At 67.3% G+C, this 17,302-nt stretch carries 20 protein-coding genes; 19 read left to right on the forward strand and 1 reads right to left on the reverse strand.

The features are described 5' to 3' along the window. Positions 1 to 416: 416 nt before the first annotated feature. The gene (locus DK847_RS21015; RefSeq protein WP_280956402.1) at positions 417 to 542 is read right to left on the reverse strand and encodes a hypothetical protein; all 126 of its coding nucleotides are present in this window, start codon (positions 540 to 542) and stop codon (positions 417 to 419) included. A 210-nt stretch (positions 543 to 752) separates the two neighbouring features. Between DK847_RS21015 and DK847_RS11600 the strand changes: the two genes are divergently transcribed. The 19 genes from DK847_RS11600 (at position 753) to DK847_RS11690 (ending at position 17,300) form a co-directional block, all read left to right on the forward strand. Then, the gene (locus DK847_RS11600; protein ID WP_193548195.1) at positions 753 to 1,826 is read left to right on the forward strand and encodes a hydrogenase small subunit; all 1,074 of its coding nucleotides are present in this window, start codon (positions 753 to 755) and stop codon (positions 1,824 to 1,826) included. Next, the gene (locus tag DK847_RS11605; protein WP_111198688.1) at positions 1,823 to 3,616 is read left to right on the forward strand and encodes a nickel-dependent hydrogenase large subunit; all 1,794 of its coding nucleotides are present in this window, start codon (positions 1,823 to 1,825) and stop codon (positions 3,614 to 3,616) included. The genes DK847_RS11600 and DK847_RS11605 overlap by 4 nt, the downstream gene beginning before the upstream one ends. A gap of 10 nt (positions 3,617 to 3,626) precedes the next feature. Then, positions 3,627 to 4,373, forward strand: coding sequence for a Ni/Fe-hydrogenase, b-type cytochrome subunit (gene cybH / locus DK847_RS11610; protein ID WP_111198689.1), 747 nt, complete (start codon positions 3,627 to 3,629; stop codon positions 4,371 to 4,373). Between the two features lie 225 nt (positions 4,374 to 4,598). Next, positions 4,599 to 5,225: a HyaD/HybD family hydrogenase maturation endopeptidase gene (locus tag DK847_RS11615; protein WP_111198690.1), complete on the forward strand. Its 627-nt coding sequence runs from the start codon at positions 4,599 to 4,601 to the stop codon at positions 5,223 to 5,225. Beyond that, positions 5,225 to 5,497, forward strand: a complete 273-nt coding sequence (locus DK847_RS11620) for a HypC/HybG/HupF family hydrogenase formation chaperone (protein ID WP_111198691.1) — start codon at positions 5,225 to 5,227, stop codon at positions 5,495 to 5,497. The genes DK847_RS11615 and DK847_RS11620 overlap by 1 nt, the downstream gene beginning before the upstream one ends. Continuing rightward, positions 5,494 to 5,952 carry a thioredoxin domain-containing protein gene (locus DK847_RS11625; protein WP_111198692.1) on the forward strand — a complete coding sequence of 153 codons (459 nt, stop codon included), beginning with the start codon at positions 5,494 to 5,496 and terminating at the stop codon, positions 5,950 to 5,952. Before DK847_RS11620 ends, DK847_RS11625 begins: the two co-directional genes overlap by 4 nt. A gap of 16 nt (positions 5,953 to 5,968) precedes the next feature. Next, a complete protein-coding gene (locus DK847_RS11630; RefSeq protein WP_111198693.1) occupies positions 5,969 to 6,805 on the forward strand; it encodes a hydrogenase expression/formation protein in 837 nt (278 codons plus the stop codon). Further along, positions 6,802 to 7,023 carry a rubredoxin gene (locus tag DK847_RS11635; RefSeq protein WP_111198694.1) on the forward strand — a complete coding sequence of 74 codons (222 nt, stop codon included), beginning with the start codon at positions 6,802 to 6,804 and terminating at the stop codon, positions 7,021 to 7,023. The genes DK847_RS11630 and DK847_RS11635 overlap by 4 nt, the downstream gene beginning before the upstream one ends. A 2-nt stretch (positions 7,024 to 7,025) precedes the next feature. Further along, positions 7,026 to 7,508, forward strand: a complete 483-nt coding sequence (gene hybE, locus DK847_RS11640; RefSeq protein WP_161957247.1) for a [NiFe]-hydrogenase assembly chaperone HybE — start codon at positions 7,026 to 7,028, stop codon at positions 7,506 to 7,508. Beyond that, on the forward strand, positions 7,505 to 8,386 hold the full coding sequence (locus DK847_RS11645) for a hypothetical protein (RefSeq protein ID WP_111198696.1): 882 nt from the start codon (positions 7,505 to 7,507) through the stop codon (positions 8,384 to 8,386). Before hybE ends, DK847_RS11645 begins: the two co-directional genes overlap by 4 nt. Continuing rightward, positions 8,386 to 8,727: a hydrogenase maturation nickel metallochaperone HypA gene (hypA, locus tag DK847_RS11650; RefSeq protein ID WP_111198697.1), complete on the forward strand. Its 342-nt coding sequence runs from the start codon at positions 8,386 to 8,388 to the stop codon at positions 8,725 to 8,727. Before DK847_RS11645 ends, hypA begins: the two co-directional genes overlap by 1 nt. After that, positions 8,727 to 9,500, forward strand: a complete 774-nt coding sequence (hypB, locus tag DK847_RS11655) for a hydrogenase nickel incorporation protein HypB (protein ID WP_111198698.1) — start codon at positions 8,727 to 8,729, stop codon at positions 9,498 to 9,500. Before hypA ends, hypB begins: the two co-directional genes overlap by 1 nt. Positions 9,501 to 9,509: 9 nt before the next feature. Continuing rightward, positions 9,510 to 9,749 carry a HypC/HybG/HupF family hydrogenase formation chaperone gene (locus tag DK847_RS11660; RefSeq protein ID WP_111198699.1) on the forward strand — a complete coding sequence of 80 codons (240 nt, stop codon included), beginning with the start codon at positions 9,510 to 9,512 and terminating at the stop codon, positions 9,747 to 9,749. After that, the gene (hypD, locus tag DK847_RS11665; RefSeq protein WP_111198700.1) at positions 9,746 to 10,906 is read left to right on the forward strand and encodes a hydrogenase formation protein HypD; all 1,161 of its coding nucleotides are present in this window, start codon (positions 9,746 to 9,748) and stop codon (positions 10,904 to 10,906) included. The genes DK847_RS11660 and hypD overlap by 4 nt, the downstream gene beginning before the upstream one ends. Next, on the forward strand, positions 10,903 to 11,967 hold the full coding sequence (gene hypE, locus DK847_RS11670) for a hydrogenase expression/formation protein HypE (protein ID WP_425358691.1): 1,065 nt from the start codon (positions 10,903 to 10,905) through the stop codon (positions 11,965 to 11,967). The genes hypD and hypE overlap by 4 nt, the downstream gene beginning before the upstream one ends. After that, a complete protein-coding gene (locus DK847_RS11675) occupies positions 11,968 to 13,464 on the forward strand; it encodes a sigma-54-dependent transcriptional regulator (protein ID WP_111198702.1) in 1,497 nt (498 codons plus the stop codon). 5 nt (positions 13,465 to 13,469) lie between these two features. Then, the gene (locus DK847_RS11680; RefSeq protein ID WP_111198703.1) at positions 13,470 to 14,849 is read left to right on the forward strand and encodes a sensor histidine kinase; all 1,380 of its coding nucleotides are present in this window, start codon (positions 13,470 to 13,472) and stop codon (positions 14,847 to 14,849) included. Next, positions 14,842 to 15,855: an NADH-quinone oxidoreductase subunit B family protein gene (locus DK847_RS11685; protein WP_111198704.1), complete on the forward strand. Its 1,014-nt coding sequence runs from the start codon at positions 14,842 to 14,844 to the stop codon at positions 15,853 to 15,855. The genes DK847_RS11680 and DK847_RS11685 overlap by 8 nt, the downstream gene beginning before the upstream one ends. Further along, on the forward strand, positions 15,852 to 17,300 hold the full coding sequence (locus DK847_RS11690) for a nickel-dependent hydrogenase large subunit (RefSeq protein ID WP_111198705.1): 1,449 nt from the start codon (positions 15,852 to 15,854) through the stop codon (positions 17,298 to 17,300). The genes DK847_RS11685 and DK847_RS11690 overlap by 4 nt, the downstream gene beginning before the upstream one ends. Positions 17,301 to 17,302 lie beyond the last annotated feature (2 nt).

The raw sequence follows: 17,302 nt of genomic DNA on the forward strand, positions 1-17,302 counted from the left end.
GGGCGCACACGCCCGAGGGCGAAGGTCCCACCGGCTGGGGCGCGCGCGCCGGCCTCACCTTCCTGTTCCCGGAGAAGTGAACGTTTCGTTGCGGCTTACCCGACGTGGTCAAGCCGAATGACGACCTGAGTGTTGCCAGTTCTGTGGCGCCGCACACGGGACCAAGCCAGCAGGATCAGTGATTTTGAATTCTGGCGCACCGGACGAGATAAAGATGAAAAGTGAGTTGTCTGGCTCAGACCTGATGGCTCGCATCGCGCGACCCGGCAAGCGCGTCCTGTAGGCGGGGTAATCGGTTTCGCCGATGTCCGGGGGCAGCGGCCGGTCCGGCGTCACCAGTTCCATCTCGTCCGCTCGTTCCGCCACGAATTCGGCAACCGCCGTGGTCGGGTGCGATCCGTTGTTGTCGACCAAGGTCACGGAGCGCGCAGTTGGCCATGCTCGGGCATGGCGCGCTGGAAGCCCTTGCCGTCCGGCATGGAGCCGGTGGCGACAATGATCCCGTCGGCACCGAGGCTGGCGACGCCACCGCCCACAGCCATCGCGGCTGGTACTGGAAAGTTGCTTTTCAATCGTTGCTTTCATTGGAATGTCATCTTGCAAGTGCGCACCGATGAAATTCCTCAAGTATCTGATTTAACGAGCAATATCTTTTGCATCGGGTCCGGCATCGTTCTTGCGTCGGGTTTCTCGAGGGATTTGGCATGGCGCGACAATCGGCCAGCCGCCTGCGAGAGGGAGGATCGCCACCGATGCTGGAAAGCTTTTATGACGTGATGCGGCGCCAGGGCATAAGCCGCCGCAGTTTCCTGAAATTCTGCAGCCTGACGGCGGCGTCCCTGGGGCTTGGACCGAGCTTCAACGCGACGATTGCCCATGCCATGGAAAACAAGCCGCGCATTCCGGTGCTGTGGCTGCATGGGCTCGAGTGCACCTGCTGCTCCGAATCCTTCATCCGCTCGGCGCATCCGCTGGTGAAGGACGTGATCCTGTCGATGCTGTCGCTCGACTACGACGACACCATCATGGCCTCCGCCGGCCACCAGGCCGAGGCGATCGTCACCGAGATCGTCGAAAAGAACAAGGGCAACTACATCCTCGCGGTGGAGGGCAACCCTCCGCTCAACGAGGACGGCATGTTCTGCATCATCGGCGGCAAGCCTTTCGTCGACCAGCTGAAATATGCCGCCTCCAACGCCAAGGCGATCATCTCCTGGGGCTCCTGCGCCTCCTGGGGCTGCGTGCAGGCGGCCCGCCCCAACCCGACGCGTGCCACCCCGGTGCACCAGGTCATCACCGACAAGCCGATCATCAAGGTACCGGGCTGCCCGCCCATCGCCGAGGTGATGACGGCGGTCGTCACCTACATCCTCACCTTCGAGCGCTTCCCCGAGCTTGACCGGCAGGGCCGGCCCAAGATGTTCTACAGCCAGCGCATCCACGACAAGTGCTACCGCCGACCGCATTTCGATGCCGGCCAGTATGTCGAGAGCTGGGACGACGAGGGCGCGCGCAAGGGCTACTGCCTCTACAAGATGGGCTGCAAGGGCCCGACGACCTACAATGCCTGCTCCACCGTGCGCTGGAACAACGGCACCTCCTTCCCCATCCAGTCGGGCCATGGCTGCATCGGCTGCTCGGAGGAGGGCTTCTGGGACAAGGGCGGCTTCTACGACCGCCTCACCAACATCAATGCCTTCGGCATCGAGGCCAACGCCGACAAGATCGGCCTGACGGCGGCCGCCGTCGTCGGCGGCGCCGCGGCAATCCATGCCGGCGTCACCGCCGTGAAGCGCGCCCGTGAATCAGGAGACAAGCAGTCATGACCGTACAGACGCCCAACGGCTTCATCCTCGACACGTCCGGCAAGCGCGTCGTCGTCGATCCCGTCACCCGCATCGAAGGCCACATGCGCTGCGAGGTGAACATCAACGACCAGAACATCATCACCAACGCCGTGTCCTCCGGCACCATGTGGCGCGGCCTCGAGGTCATCCTCAAGGGCCGCGACCCGCGCGATGCCTGGGCCTTCGTGCAGCGCATATGCGGCGTGTGCACCGGCACCCATGCGCTCACCTCGGTGCGCGCCGTGGAGGATGCCCTCAACATCTCCATCCCCGAGAACGCCAACTCGATCCGCAACATGATGCAGCTGACGCTGCAGGTGCACGACCATCTCGTGCACTTCTACCACCTCCATGCGCTCGACTGGGTGAATCCGGTCAACGCGCTGAAGGCCGACCCCAAGGCCACGAGCGAGTTGCAGCAGTCGGTCTCGCCGTCGAACCCGCGCTCCTCGCCCGGCTATTTCCGCGACGTGCAGAACCGGCTGAAGAAATTCGTCGATTCGGGCCAGCTCGGGCCCTTCAAGAATGGCTACTGGACCAACCCCGCCTACAAGTTGCCGCCCGAGGCAGACCTGATGGCGGTGACGCACTATCTGGAAGCGCTCGACTTCCAGAAGGACATCATGAAGATCCGCACCATCTTCGGCGGCAAGGACCCGCACCCCAACTGGATCGTCGGCGGCGTGCCCTGCGCCATCAACGTCGACGGCGTGGGCGCGGTCGGCGCGGTGAACATGGAGCGCCTCAACTACGTTTCCTCGATCATCGACGCCTCGATCGAGTTCGTGAACCAGGTCTACATCCCCGATCTCGTGGCAGTGGGCTCCTTCTACAAGGACTGGCTCTATGGCGGCGGGTTGTCAGGCAAGAACGTGCTGTCCTATGGCGACATTCCGGACAATGCCAACGACTACTCCGCCAAGAACCTGATGATGCCGCGCGGCGCCATCATCAACGGCAACCTCAAGGAGGTGATGGAGGTCGACCTGCGCGACCCCGAGCAGGTCCAGGAGTTCGTGCCGCACAGCTGGTACAGCTATCCCGGCGACCAGAAGGGCCTGCACCCGTGGGATGGCGTTACCGACCCGACCTTCGTGCTCGGCCCCAACACGGTGGGCACGCGCACCGACATCAGGCAGCTCGACGAATCCGGCAAGTACTCCTGGATCAAGGCACCGCGCTGGAAGGGCAATGCCATGGAGGTGGGCCCGCTCGCCCGCTACATCGTTGGCTATGCCCAGGGCAATGCCGAGATCACCGAGCAGGTGAACGGCCTGCTCGGCACGCTCAACGTTCCGGTCGATGCCCTGTTCTCGACGCTGGGCCGCACCGCGGCGCGGGCGCTCGAGTGCCAGTGGGCGGCGGGCAAGCTCCGCTACTTCATGGATAAGCTGATGACCAACCTGAAGAACGGCGACAGCTCCACCGCCAACACCACGAACTGGGACCCGTCCACCTGGCCGAAGGAGGCCAAGGGCGTGGGCTTCACCGAGGCGCCGCGCGGCGCGCTCGCGCACTGGATCAAGATCAAGGACATGAAGATCGAGAACTACCAGTGCGTGGTTCCCACAACCTGGAACGGCTCGCCGCGCGACGACGCCGGCAACATCGGCGCCTTCGAGGCGGCGCTGATGAACACCAAGGTCGAGGTGCCGGACGAGCCGGTGGAGATCCTCCGCACGCTGCACAGCTTCGATCCCTGCCTGGCCTGCTCCACCCATGTGATGAGCGAGGACGGACGGGAACTCACCAAGGTCCGGGTGCGGTAAGGGGGCTTCCATGGCACGCAAGGCAAGTGTCGATTCAGCCGCCCTCGCCCTGGCCGCCGCCCATGGCCAGGAGCAGGAGGCTGTCTACATCTACGAAGCGCCGGTGCGGCTCTGGCACTGGGTGAACGCGCTGGCCATCCTGGTGCTGGCGGTCAGCGGCTATTTCATCGGCTCGCCCTTCCCCACGCTCTCGGGCGAGGCGTCTTCGCATTACCTGATGGGCTATATCCGGTTCGCCCATTTTGCGGCGGGCTATGTCCTGGCCATCGGCTTCCTGTTCCGCATCTACTGGGCTCTGGCTGGCAACCACCACGCCCACCAGATCTTCGTGCCGCCGGTGCATTCGGCGTCGTGGTGGGACGGCGTCATCCACGAGGCCAAGTGGTACCTGTTCCTGGCGCGCGAGCCGCGCAAATACGTGGGCCACAACCCGCTGGCGACGCTCACCATGCACTTCGTCTTCATCTGGGTGATCGTCTTCATGATCTTCACCGGCTTCGCGCTCTATGGTGAGGGCGAGGGCATGGACTCCTGGCAGTACAGGCTGTTCTCCAGCTGGATCATCCCGCTGTTCGGGCAGAGCCAGGACGTGCACACCTGGCACCATCTCGGCATGTGGGCGATTGTCTGCTTCAGCCTCGTTCACATCTATGCGGCGGTGCGCGAGGACATCGTCTCGCGCCAGAGCATCATCTCCTCGATGATCTCCGGCTGGCGCATGTTCAAGGACCACCGGCCGCCCGACGACGGCCACTGAAGACCCGCCACACCGGTCTTGCCGAAGGCGCGGAGCAATCCGCGCCTTCTGTCTTTAGGTGGATAGAATCTATTCGTATTATGAAACATAATGAAAACATACTATCCATGTGGTTAGGGAGTTTCCAGCAACCATCAATCTTATCAATGGCTTGAAGCAGCCTTGACTCTGGCATGCAAGTTGCTGGTCACTGACAAAAGACAATAATCCGGCAGGAAGCACCAAATGGGAGAGGCACCCCGTGTCCTGATTCTGGGGATCGGCAATCTGCTCTGGGCCGATGAGGGCTGGGGCGTGCGCGCCGTGGACCAGCTGCACCGCAGCTACCGTTTCCCCGACCATGTGAAGCTGATGGATGGCGGCACCCAGGGCCTCTACCTGGTGCAGCACATCTGCGCGGCGGATGTGCTGGTGGTGTTCGACGCCGTGGATTACGGCCTCGAACCCGGCACGCTGATGCAGGTCGAGAACGACGAGGTGCCGCAGTTCATGGGCGCCAAGAAGATGAGCCTGCACCAGACGGGCTTCCAGGAGGTGATCGCCTCCGCCGACCTCCTCGGCCACAAGCCGGCCGAGATGCTGCTGATCGGCCTGCAGCCCGTGGAACTTGAGGATTATGGCGGCAGCCTGCGCCCGCTGTCGCGCGCGCGGATCGACCCCGCCATCGACATCGCGCTCGGCTATCTTGCGGACCGGGGCATCCTGGCCGAGCGCCGCGCCGCGCCACTGGGCGATGCCGAGACGCTGGCCAGCCCGGAAATGGCGATCGCACTCTACGAGGGCAACCGGCCCTCGCCGGAGGAGGCCTGCCGCACCGCCGACATACGCTTTCTCGTGCCGGAACCGCGCTGATGTGCATCGGCATTCCCATGCAGGTGATCGAGGCCGGTGAATTCGCGGCCCTGTGCCGCGGCAGCACCGGCACTGAGCAGGTGGACCTCGCATTGGTGGGGCCACAGCCCGCCGGCAGCTGGCTTCTCGTCTTCCTCGGTGCAGCGCGCGAGGTGCTGACGGCAGAAGACGCCGGCCTCATCGCCTCTGCGCTCGAGGCACTCTCGGCCGTCGCTCGCGGCGAAACCAACGTCGACCATCTCTTCCCCGATCTCACCGGAGCCCGCCCATGAAGGTCCAGGACTTTTCGCCGCTTCTCAGGTCCGTCATGGCGCGCCATGGCTTCACCACCGTGTCGGAGGACACGCTCGATGCGTTCCTCGCCGCCAGCCCCCTGTCGGTCATCTTCCTCTCGGGCGACTGGGAGCGGCTGGCCGAAAGCAACGACGTGGCGGCAGTGCTCCCCGAGCTGCAGAAGCTGGCACCGGGCCTTGCGGTGGCGGTGGCCGAACGCGGCGCCGAGCGCGCCCTGCAGCTGCGCTTCCGCTTCAACAAGTTCCCCGCCCTCGTGTTCATGCGCGGGACGGGCTACCTCGGCGCCATTCTCGGCATGCGCGGCTGGAGCGAGTATGGCGCGGAGATCGCCGAGATCCTGTCCCGCGCGGCGAGCGAGCCGCCGCCCTTCAAGTTCCCCGAGGCCTGCGCGCCGAAGACGCGCGACGTGCTCGACTCCCTCCACATCCACTGAACAGGGACACCCGCCCATGACCAGTCCGCTCTCCGCCCTGCTCGGCCCCGGATCGCAGCCCGCCGAGGAGGATGCCGTCCTCGAATACATGGAAATGCCGAACGGCATGATGTCCTATCACATGCCCGCCCTGCCGGAGCTTGAGGACACCGGCGCCATCGCCCCCGCACTCGCTTGCCTCGATGCCGTTCTCGCGGCCCTGCAGTCCTTCACCCCGGGCAAGGACACGGTGGGCGTCGCCCTCACCGATCTCGACGCCGCCAACCGGGCCTTCATCGACGAGGTGCTGGGTGAGGGCGAGGTCAGCATCATCGGCGGTGAACGCATGCAGGCGCAGGAGTCGGTCCTGGCCGGCGTGTGGCGGGTGCGCGAGACGACGGCCGATGGCGCGCTGCTGAGCGACCGCATCGAGATCGGCTGCCTGCCGCGCCGCCTGGCCGAACTCGCCTTCGCCGGTGCGGCACCTGCGGTGCGGCCGCCGGACGGTGTCTCGGCCGAGGGCCTGCTCGCCGCGCCCTCGCTGCTCGCCGAGATCCACAATGTGCTGGTCACCGGCACGCCGCCGCATGCCATCAACCTGAGCCTGCTGCCGCACACTGAAGAAGACTTGCTGCTGCTCGACAGTCACCTCGGCCGCGGGCCGGTGCACATTCTCTCCCGCGGCTATGGCAACTGCCGCATCTCCAGCACCGCGACCCGGCATGTCTGGTGGGTGCGCTACTATAATTCGCAGGACACGCTTATCCTGAATTCGCTCGAGGTGGCGGAGGTGCCGGACGTGGCGCTCGCGTCGCCCGAAGACCTCGAGGACAGCGCGCAGCGCCTCGCGGAGATTCTCGGGGTCTACCGGTGAAAGACAGCTTCTTCAGCGGCAGCTTCGGCGGTGACCTGGGCAAGATCACGCCGGCCACCCGGCTCGAGTGCAATGTGTGCTGGCACGTCTATGACCCCGCCGAGGGCGACGTGACGCGCCAGATCGAGCCGGGCACGCCCTTCGCTGCCCTGCCTCAGGACTGGAGTTGCCCTGTCTGCTCGGGCGACAAGTCGAGTTTCATGGTGCTGGAGGACTGAGGGTGGAGCAGGAGGTGCGCGCCCGGGCGGAGGAGGTCGAAGCGGTGTTCCGCCACATCGCCGCCACGCGCATGGAGGGCGTGCCCATCCTCAACCCCGCCCTCGCGGTGGAAGCTGCCGCGATGGAGGTGTGGGGCGAGGGCGTCATCCTCGCGCTGGTGACACCGTGGTTCATCAATGTCATGCTGCTGCCGGGCGCCGATGAGCGCCCCCATTGGGAGGACATGGCCGTGGGCCAGAGCACCGTGCATGCGTTGCCGGGCGGGCGCTTCTCCTTCATCGCCGGGCGCGAGGAGGGGATCGGCCCCTACCGCATGTGCTCGCTGTTCTCCCCCGTGCTCGAATTCGCCGACCATGAGACGGCCTGCGCGACGGCCGGGGCGGCACTCGCCGAAATGTTGCGCGAGGAGCAGGAGCCCGAGGTGCAAATGTCGCGCCGTGACCTGTTCCGCCGCGCCGTCCGCGAGGAGGCGGAACCGGCATGATCGCCGCTGCCGGCCAGCTGACGATCGAAACCGGTGCGCGCGTGTGCATCACCTCCACGCGGCCGAAAGCCCTCGGCCAGGTCTTCATCGGGCGCAAGCCCACCGAGGCCCTGGCGCTGGCGCCGCTGCTCTTCGCCGTGTGCGGCCCGGCCCAGGCCGAGGCCAGCGCCCGCGCGCTGTCCGCCGCCGGCGCCGATGTCCCGGCGGGACCCGGCGGCCGCGCCGTGGCCGCCGAGGCGATCCGCGAGCACCTGATGCGCATAGCCGTCGACTGGGCGGGCAGCCTCGGCGAGACGACGGATGCCGCCCTGCTGAAGGCCATCCACCACATGCCCCGCGCCGCGCCGGTTGAAAGAAGCCAGCAGGCCACGCGGCTGGTGACGCTGCTGGTGGCCCCATCCGACAGGCTGGGCGAACCCGGCTGGCACGCCGGCGCGAACAGCGTCGCGGCACGTCTCATCCGCAAGGTGATCGCCGAAGGCTGGAGCACGCTCGGCGGCGTCGACGGCCTGCAGGCGCAGGAGACATCGGCGCTCACCCTTGCGGGGGCTGACACGTCGGGGCCGTCCGGCAACGGGTTGCTGGCGCGGCTTATGGCGCGGGCGGCGCATCTGCGTCAGCTGCTCGCGGAACTCGACGCCGAGGAAAATCCCGAAGGTCCCGTCGCCACCTCGCGTGGCCTCCTCCACCACCGCGCCCAACTGCGTGACGGCGTGATCGCGTCCTATGACATCACGGCGCCGACCGACGTCAACTTTGCGCCTGGGGGGCCGGCGGAGCAGAGCCTTGCGGCCTGCGGCAGCATCGCGAAGATGCCGGCACGCCTGCTGATCGATGCCTTCGACCCCTGTATCCCCTATGAACTGAGGGCCGCCTGATGCACGAGATGTCGCTCTGCGAGAACCTCATCTCCGTCATCGAGGCCGAGGCCACGCGCCAGAACTTCGGGCGGGTCAGCAAGATCTGGCTGGAAGTGGGGCCCTTCTCGGGCGCCGAGCCCGAGGCGCTGCGCTTCTGCTTCGATGCCGTGTCGCGCGGCACGCTCGCGGAAGCGGCGGAATTCGAGATCGTCCCCACGCCGGGCACCGCCTATTGCATGGGCTGTGCCGAGAGTGTCGTGATCGGCGAACGTTACGACCCGTGCCCGCGCTGTGGCAGCCACGTGCTGCAGATCACCGGCGGCACCGAACTGCGCATCAGGGAACTGGAGGTGGCGTGATGTGTGTGACCTGCGGATGCCATTCCGATGCGGTGAAGATCGGCGGCATCGACTACACCTTCCCCGCCGTGACGCAGCCGGCGCTCGGGGCGCATGCCGCCAGCACCGAGGCGCGCCGCATCGTTCAGATCGAGCGCGACATCCTGTCGAAGAACGATGCCGAGGCCGAGGCCAACCGCGCCTTCTTCCGGGCCAATGGCATCATGTCGGTGAACCTGGTCTCCAGCCCGGGTTCGGGCAAGACCACGCTGCTGGTGCGCAGCGTGGCCGACCTCATGCCCATGATACCCGTGGCGGTGATCGAGGGTGACCAGCAGACCTCGAACGATGCCGAGCGCATCCGGGCCACGGGTGCGCCAGCCCTGCAAATCAACACCGGGCGCGGTTGCCACCTCGACTCGCACATGGTGGCCAGGGCCCTGCCGCTTCTGGCGCCGCGGCCGCAGTCCTACCTCTTCATCGAAAATGTCGGCAACCTCGTGTGCCCGTCGGCCTTCGACCTCGGCGAGGGCGCGCGCGCCGTCGTCATCTCGGTGACCGAAGGCGAGGACAAGCCGGTGAAATACCCGGACATGTTCGCCTCTGCCGATGTGGTGCTGGTCAACAAGATCGATCTGCTGCCCCACCTGTCCTTCGATGTCGCCGCATTGGAGGGCTCGGTGCGCAAGGTGAACCGCCGCGCCGAGATCCTGAAGGTCTCGGCCACCACCGGCGCGGGGCTGGAAAACTGGTATGGCTGGCTCGCCGCGCGGCGCGCCGCGCTGCTGGCGTAGGAGGAAACCATGTGTCTTGCCGTACCTGCCGAAGTCGTGAGCCTCGACCTCGAGACCCAGACGGCGGTCGTGGCGCTGGGCCAGGTGAAGAAGCAGATTTCCATCGCGCTCCTGGAGAGCGTCACCGTCGGCGATTTCGTGCTCGTGCATGTCGGCTTCGCGCTGAACCGCATCAGCCCGGAGGAGGCGGCCAGGACGCTGCAGCTGATGGCCGAGGCCGGGCTCCTCGGCGAGGAGGAAGCGGCATGAAATACGTCGACGAATTCCGCTCCGAGACACTGGCGCGCGATCTCGCCGCCACCATCGCGCGCGAGGCGGATCCCGGCCGCAGCTATGCCATCATGGAGTTCTGCGGCGGCCACACCCATGCGATCTTCCGGTACGGCGTGCAGGACCTGATGCCGGGAAACGTCTCCTTCGTGCATGGGCCGGGCTGTCCTGTCTGCGTGCTGCCAATTCCGCGTCTCGACAATGCCATCGAGATCGCCGAGCGCCACAAGGCGATCCTGCTGACTTATGGCGACATGATGCGGGTTCCCGCCTCGAAGCGCCGCTCGCTGCTCAAGGCAAAGGCCGGGGGAGCGGACGTCCGCATGGTCTATTCGGTGGCGGATGCCCTCAAGGTGGCGCGTGCCAACCCGGAAAGGCAGGTGGTGTTCTTCGCCATCGGCTTCGAGACCACGACGCCTCCCACTGCCGTGGCGCTGCTCACCGCAGAGCGCGAGGGGCTCGCCAATTTCTCGGTGTTCTGCAACCACGTGCTCACCCCATCTGCCATGCAGCAGATCCTCGACGTGCCCGGCCAGTCGATAGCCATCGATGCCTTCCTCGGCCCCTCGCATGTGAGTTCGGTGATCGGCTCCGCGCCCTATGAGCGCTTCGCGCGCGACTTCCACAAGCCGGTGGTGATCGCCGGCTTCGAGCCGCTGGACGTGATGTATTCCGCCCTCATGGCCATCCGTCAGCTGAACGAGGGCAGGGCGGAGGTCGAGAACCAGTACACCCGCGTCGTCACCCGCGAGGGCAACCTCAAGGCCCAGGCCATGGTGGCGGAGGTGTTTGAACTGCGCGACAGCTTCGAGTGGCGCGGCCTCGGCGCCGTGCCCGGGAGCGCGCTCCGCCTGCGCGAGCGGTTCCGCGCCTTCGATGCCGAAACCCGCTTCGCGCTGACGCCCTCGACCGGCACCGACGTCAAGGGCTGCGAATGCCCAGCCATCCTGCGCGGCCAGAAGAAGCCGCTCGACTGCAAGCTCTTCGGCACGGTCTGTACGCCCGACAATCCGGTAGGCAGCTGCATGGTGTCCTCGGAAGGCGCCTGTGCCGCCTACTGGAGCTATCGCCGCCACCAGGCGGGCGAACACATGCCGGCGGAAGACGAGGCGTTCGGCGAAGAGGCGGTGGCATGACCGACGCCACGCCACGGCCCATGGCCCGCCGCTTCCCGGTCCGCCTCGACATTGCCCGCGGCAAGGTGGAGATGACGCATGGCGGCGGCGGCCGCGCCGGCGCTCAGCTGGTGGAGGAAATCTTCTTCCGCCACTTCGGCAATGCCGAACTCGCCAAGGCGGCGGACCAGGCGCAGCTTTCCATCGCCGGCGGGCGCATCGCGGTGTCGACCGACAGCCACGTGGTCTCGCCGCTGTTCTTCCCCGGCGGCGACATCGGCACGCTGGCCGTCAACGGCACGGTGAACGATGTCGCCATGGCTGGCGCGCAGCCGTTGTGGCTCACCGCCGGCTTCATCCTCGAAGAAGGTTTCCCGCTCGCCGACCTCGACCGCATCGCCGCCTCGATGGCCCGCGCCGCGGCGGAGGCGGGGGTGGAGATCGTCACCGGCGACACCAAGGTCGTTGATCGCGGCAAGGCCGACGGCGTGTTCATCACGACGAGCGGCATCGGCGTCATCCCCGAGGGTGTGTCGCTGGGGGCCGCGCGTATCCAGGCGGGCGATGCCATCATCGTCTCCGGCAGCATGGGTGACCATGGCATGGCCATCCTGTCACGCCGCGAAAGCATCGACTTCGACAGCCCGGTCGAATCCGACTGTGCCCCCCTCAATGGCCTCGTCGGGGTGATGCTGGCGGTCGCGCCCAACCTCCACGCCCTGCGTGACCCGACGCGCGGCGGGCTGGCGGCCGTGCTCAACGAGCTCGCCCATGACAGCGGCACCGGCATGCTGATCGACGAGCAGGCGATCCCGGTGTCCGAGACGGTCCATGCCGCCTGCGAGCTGCTTGGGCTTGACCCCGTCAACATCGCCAATGAGGGAAAGCTCGTCGCATTCTGCCCGGCAGCCGAGGCTGATCGCCTGGTCGCCGCCATGCGCACCCACCCGCGCGGACGCGATGCTGCCGTCATCGGCCACGTCACCCCCGGCCAGGCGGGCCTCGTGCGCATGAGGACGCGCTTCGGCGGCGAGCGCGTCGTCGACTGGCTCAATGGCGAACAGCTGCCGAGGATCTGCTGAATGGCGGAACGTTTGCCCGTGCTGCTCATCGTCGACGACGAGGTCCGCAGCCTCGAGTCGCTCGCCCGCATCCTGCAGGATGACTTCGACGTGAAGACTGCCGCCAACGTCACGCGGGCGCGCGAGATCCTGCAGTCCGAATGGGTGCAGATCGTGCTGTGCGATCAGCGCATGCCGGACATGACCGGCGTCGAGTTTCTCGCCCAGCTGCGCGAGCAGTACCCGGATGTCGTGCGCATCATCATCTCCGGCTACACCGACACCGAGGACGTGATCCGCGGCATCAACCAGGCCGGCATCTTCCAGTACATCACCAAGCCCTGGCAGCCCGACAGCCTGTTGCTGACGCTGAAGAACGCCGCGCACCTGTTCGACCTCAGCCGCCAGAACGAGCTGCTGGCCACCGAGCTCAAGCTCTCCACCAGCCATGTCGAGGCGACGCTGGCACAGCGCCGCCAGAAGCTCAAGGAGCGCTACCAGTTCGAGGACGGCATCATCCGCGGCGAGGCGAGCCCGATGAACCTCGTCTGCGACCGTCTCCGCCAGGTGGCGCCCTTCGATATCTCGGTGCTGCTCGAGGGCGAGTCCGGCACCGGCAAGGAACTCGCCGCACGCGCGCTGCACTACAACAGCCTGCGCTGGAACAAGCCCTTCGTGGCGGAGAACTGCGGGGCGGTTCCGGACGAGCTGCTGGAAAGCGAACTCTTCGGCCACAGGCGTGGTGCCTTCACCGGGGCGGTTGCCGATCACGTCGGCCTGTTCGAGCGCGCCGACGGCGGCACCGTCTTCCTCGACGAGATCGGCGAGGTTTCGGCCGCCTTCCAGGTCAAGCTGCTGCGCGTCCTGCAGAATGGCGAGATCCGCGCGCTGGGAAGCTCCAAGCCGCAGAAGGTCGATGTGCGCATCATCGCCGCCACCAACAAGACGCTCGAGGAGGAGGTGCGCGCCGGCCGCTTCCGCGAGGATCTCTATTACCGCATCGCCGCCATGACCATCCACCTGCCGCCGCTGCGCGAGCGCAAGGACGACGTCACGGTGATCGCGCGCGCCTATCTCGCCGGCGCGGCCCAGGGCTTCGGGCGCGCCAGCGCGGTGCTGACACCGGAGGCCGAGGCCTGCCTCGCGCGCTATTCCTGGCCCGGCAACATCCGCGAACTGCAGAACGAGCTGCAGAAGCTGCTCATCCTGTCCGGCGAGTCCGGACGCATCGGCGCCGAGCTGCTCTCGCCGCGGATTCTGCGGGCGGCCCCGGCGCACGAGCCGGCGGGCGAGAGCATCGACGTCATGGACCTCGAAGGCTCGCTCAGGGACCGGGTCGATGCGCTGGAGGAGCGCATCCTGCGTGAGGCGCTGATCAGGAACCGCTGGAACAAGAGCAAGGCGGCGAAGGAACTCGGCCTGTCGCGCGTCGGGCTCAGGCTCAAGCTGCAGCGCCACAATCTCGAGAACGTGCATGAGCTGCCGGTGAAGCGGCGCAGCGCCGCCGCCAAGGACTGAACGCCGTGGCCCCGCGCGAGACACTCCCGCAGGCATCCTCCCGCCTCATCGACAGGGCGGGTGTCGCCGATGCGCTGCACACGCCGGCCCATACCGAGGAAGCCTGGATCGACGTCATCCACCGCATGGACGAGGTCTATGCCGACCTCGTGCAGAACCAGCAGCTGCTGGAAGACAAGAACTCGGAACTCGAGGAAGCGCAGATCTTCATCGACAGCGTGCTGGCCTCGATGACCGACGTGCTTGTGGTGTGCGACCTCGAGGGGCGCGTGGTGCGCGCCAACAAGGCGGCCGAGGCGATCCTCGGCGGCGGTCACCGCGGTCTCGAGGGCCGCGCACTGCGCAGCATCTTCGCACCCGGCTCGGCGCTGGGCGCCGATGCCCTGCTGGCGCGGCTGCTGAACGACGGGCACATCGCCGATGCCGATGCGATGCTGCTGTCCGCCGACGGTGCCGCGGTGCCGCTCTCGGTCAATTGCGCCACCCGCTTCGATCACCTGGGACGGCTCGTCGGCTTCGTGCTCATCGGCCGGCCCACGGGCGAGCTGCGGCGCGCCTTCGCGGCGCTCGACCAGGCCCACCGCAAGCTCACCAAGACGCAGGCGCAGCTTGTCTCGGCGGAGAAGATGGCGGCCCTGGGCCAGCTGGTGGCCGGCGTGGCGCATGAGCTCAACAACCCGATCAGCTTCGTCTTCGGCAACCTCCATGCACTGAAGCGCTATGCCCAGAAGCTCAACACCTTCCTCGCCGCCTGCGATGCGGCCCGGTCGCTGCCGGAGGTCAGGGAGCAGGCCGAGACACTGGGCATCCGCCGCATCATGCTGGACCTCAACCCGCTGGTCGACGGTACGCTGGAGGGCGCCACGCGGGTGAGCGAGATCGTGCAGGACCTGCGCCGATTCTCTTCGAGCCAGAAGGAGCAGTGGGAAAGCTTCAACCTGGTGCGCGTCGTGCAGACGGCCGCCGACTGGGTGACGAAGTCGGCCCGCAGCAAGCCGCAGCTGGTGGTCATGCCCACGGGCGCGCTGGAGGTGCGGAGCCTGCAGCGCGCCGTGCACCAGATCGTCGTCAACCTCGTGCAGAACGCCGTCGACGTGCTGGCCGGTGGCCGCGGCGGCCGGATCGAAATCGTCTGCGGCATCAGAGACAGGCTCGCCACCGTGGCGGTGACCGACACTGGCCCCGGTCTCAGGCCCGAGCACCTGAGCCGCGTCTTCGAGCCCTTCTTCACCACCAAGCCGGTGGGTGAGGGCACTGGCCTCGGCCTCTACGTGAGCTATAATCTCGCCCAGGAACTGGGGGGGCGGATCGACGTGGAGAATGTGGACGGCGGCGGCGCGCGCTTCACCCTGAGCTTCCCCGCGGAGGGCCACGAGGATGGCTAGGGAGGCCCGCAAGAGCCTGCTCTGGCTGCAGTCCGGCGGTTGCGGCGGCTGCACGCTGTCGCTGTTCTGCGCCGAGGGGCCGGACCTGGTGACCGCGCTCGACTCCATCGGCATCGACCTCCTGTGGCACCCCAGCATGTCGGAGGACTCCGGCGCCTCGGCGCTCGCGGTGATGGAAGAGGTGATCGCCGGGCGCCGCCACCTCGACATCTTCTGCCTCGAGGGCGCCGTGATGACCGGCCCCAACGGCAGCGGCCGCTTCCACATGATGGGCGGCAGCGGCAAGCCGATGATGTGGTGGATCGGCGAACTGGCCAGGGCGGCCGATCATGTTGTCGCCGTCGGGAGCTGCGCCGCCTTCGGCGGCATCACGGCGGCCAACGGCAACGCGACGGGCGCGCGCGGCCTCGTCTTCGACGGGCGCGCGGAGGGCGGCTTCCTTGGTAGCGGCTTCTCGGCGCGCGCGGGCACGGACGTCATCAACGTGGCAGGCTGCCCCACCCACCCGGGCTGGGTCATCGAGGCGCTGAGCCAGATTGCCTCCGGCCATTGGGACAACACGGCGGCGGATGGCTTTGGCCGCCCCCGCGCCTATGCCGATCACCTCGTGCATCACGGCTGTCCGCGCAACGAATACTACGAGTTCAAGGCCAGCGCCGAGCAGCCCTCCGACCTCGGCTGCATGATGGAGCACCTCGGCTGTAAGGGCACGCAGGCCCATGCCGACTGCAACACCAGGCCGTGGAACGGCGCGGGATCTTGCCTCAAGGGCGGCTATGCCTGCATCAACTGCACTGCGCCCGGCTTCGAGGAGCCGGGCCACGCCTTTGCCTCGACGCCGAAATTCGCCGGCATTCCCGTCGGCCTTCCCGCCGACATGCCGAAGGCCTGGTTCGTGGCGCTCGCCTCGCTTTCCAAGGCGGCAACGCCGAAGCGCCTGCGCGAGAACGCCGTGTCACATCGCCAGGTGGTGCCGCCCTCCGACCGCGGCCTCACCAAGAAATGACCCGCCGCATCATCGGTCCCTTCAACCGCGTGGAAGGCGATCTTGAGGTGAAGGTCGAGATCGCCGACGGCGCAGTGCGCGAGGCCTGGGTGACCTCGCCGCTCTACCGCGGCTTCGAGCACATCCTGCGCGGCAAGCCGCCGCGCGACGCACTGGTCTATGCGCCGCGCATCTGCGGCATCTGCTCGGTGTCGCAGTCGGTGGCGGCAGCGCGCGCCATCGCTGCGGCCCAGGAGCTCACACCGGTGCCGAACGGCCTCTTCGCCACCGACCTCATGCTGGCGGCGGAGAACGTCGCCGATCACCTCACCCACTTCTACATGTTCTTCATGCCGGACGTCTGCCGCGAGGTCTATGCCTCCGAGCCCTGGCATGCGGCGGCTGTCGAACGCTTCCGCGCCGTGAAGGGCGAGGCCGTACCGCCCTTCCTCGCGGCCCGCGCCGGCTTCCTGCATCTCATGGGCATCCTCGCCGGCAAGTGGCCGCACACGCTGGCGATCCAGCCCGGCGGGTCGACCCGCCCGGTGGAGGTGCAGGAACAGGTGCGGCTGTCGCTGATCCTCGCCGGCTTCCGGCAATTCCTCGAGCGCCAGGTATTCGGCGGCACGCTGGAGGCCTTTGCCGCGCTCTCGTCGCCTGACGATCTGGACGCATGGCATGCCGCCGACCCGGGGCGCGGCGATCTCCGGCGTTTCCTCACCATTGCCCGAAGCCTGGAATTCGAAGGCCTCGGCCGCGCCGCCGACCGGTTCATGAGCTATGGCAGCTTCGGTCCGGAGGACCGGCGGCTGTTCGCACCGGGAACGCTCGTCGCCGGACGGCGCGGCGCCGTGGAGCCCGCGCAGATCACCGAGGACGTGAGCCACGGCTGGATGGGCGTCGACACCGTGGCGCGCCATCCCTTCGACGGCATGACGGTGCCCGATGCGGACAATCCCGCGGGCTACAGCTGGTGCAAGGCGCCCCGCCTCGATGGCGCCACCATGGAGGTGGGTGCACTTGCCCGCCAGGCCATCGACGGGCAGCCGCTGGCGTTCGGCCTCGTCGCGTCGGGCGGCGGCAATGTGCTGAGCCGCATCGTGGCGCGCTTCATCGAGGTGGCGCGGCTGGTTCCCGCCATGGAGTCCTGGGCCCGGGCGCTCGACCCGCGCGAGCCCTTCTGCGACACCCGGGCCATCGCCGATGAGTGTGAGGGCATGGGCCTTGCAGAGGCCGCGCGCGGTTCGCTGGGCCACTGGGTGAAGATCCGCAAGGGCTACATCCACAACTACCAGATCATCGCGCCCACCACCTGGAACTTCTCGCCGCGCGACAGGGGCGGTGCGCCGGGGCCGCTGGAGCAGGCGCTGGCGGGTGCTCCGGTGCGGCCCGGCGAAACCGATCCCGTCGCGGTGCAGCACATCGTGCGCTCCTTCGATCCCTGCATGGTCTGCACCGTGCATTGACC

Origin of the sequence: Aestuariivirga litoralis, assembly GCF_003234965.1 — a bacterium.
GTDB classification, from domain to species: domain Bacteria; phylum Pseudomonadota; class Alphaproteobacteria; order Rhizobiales; family Aestuariivirgaceae; genus Aestuariivirga; species Aestuariivirga litoralis.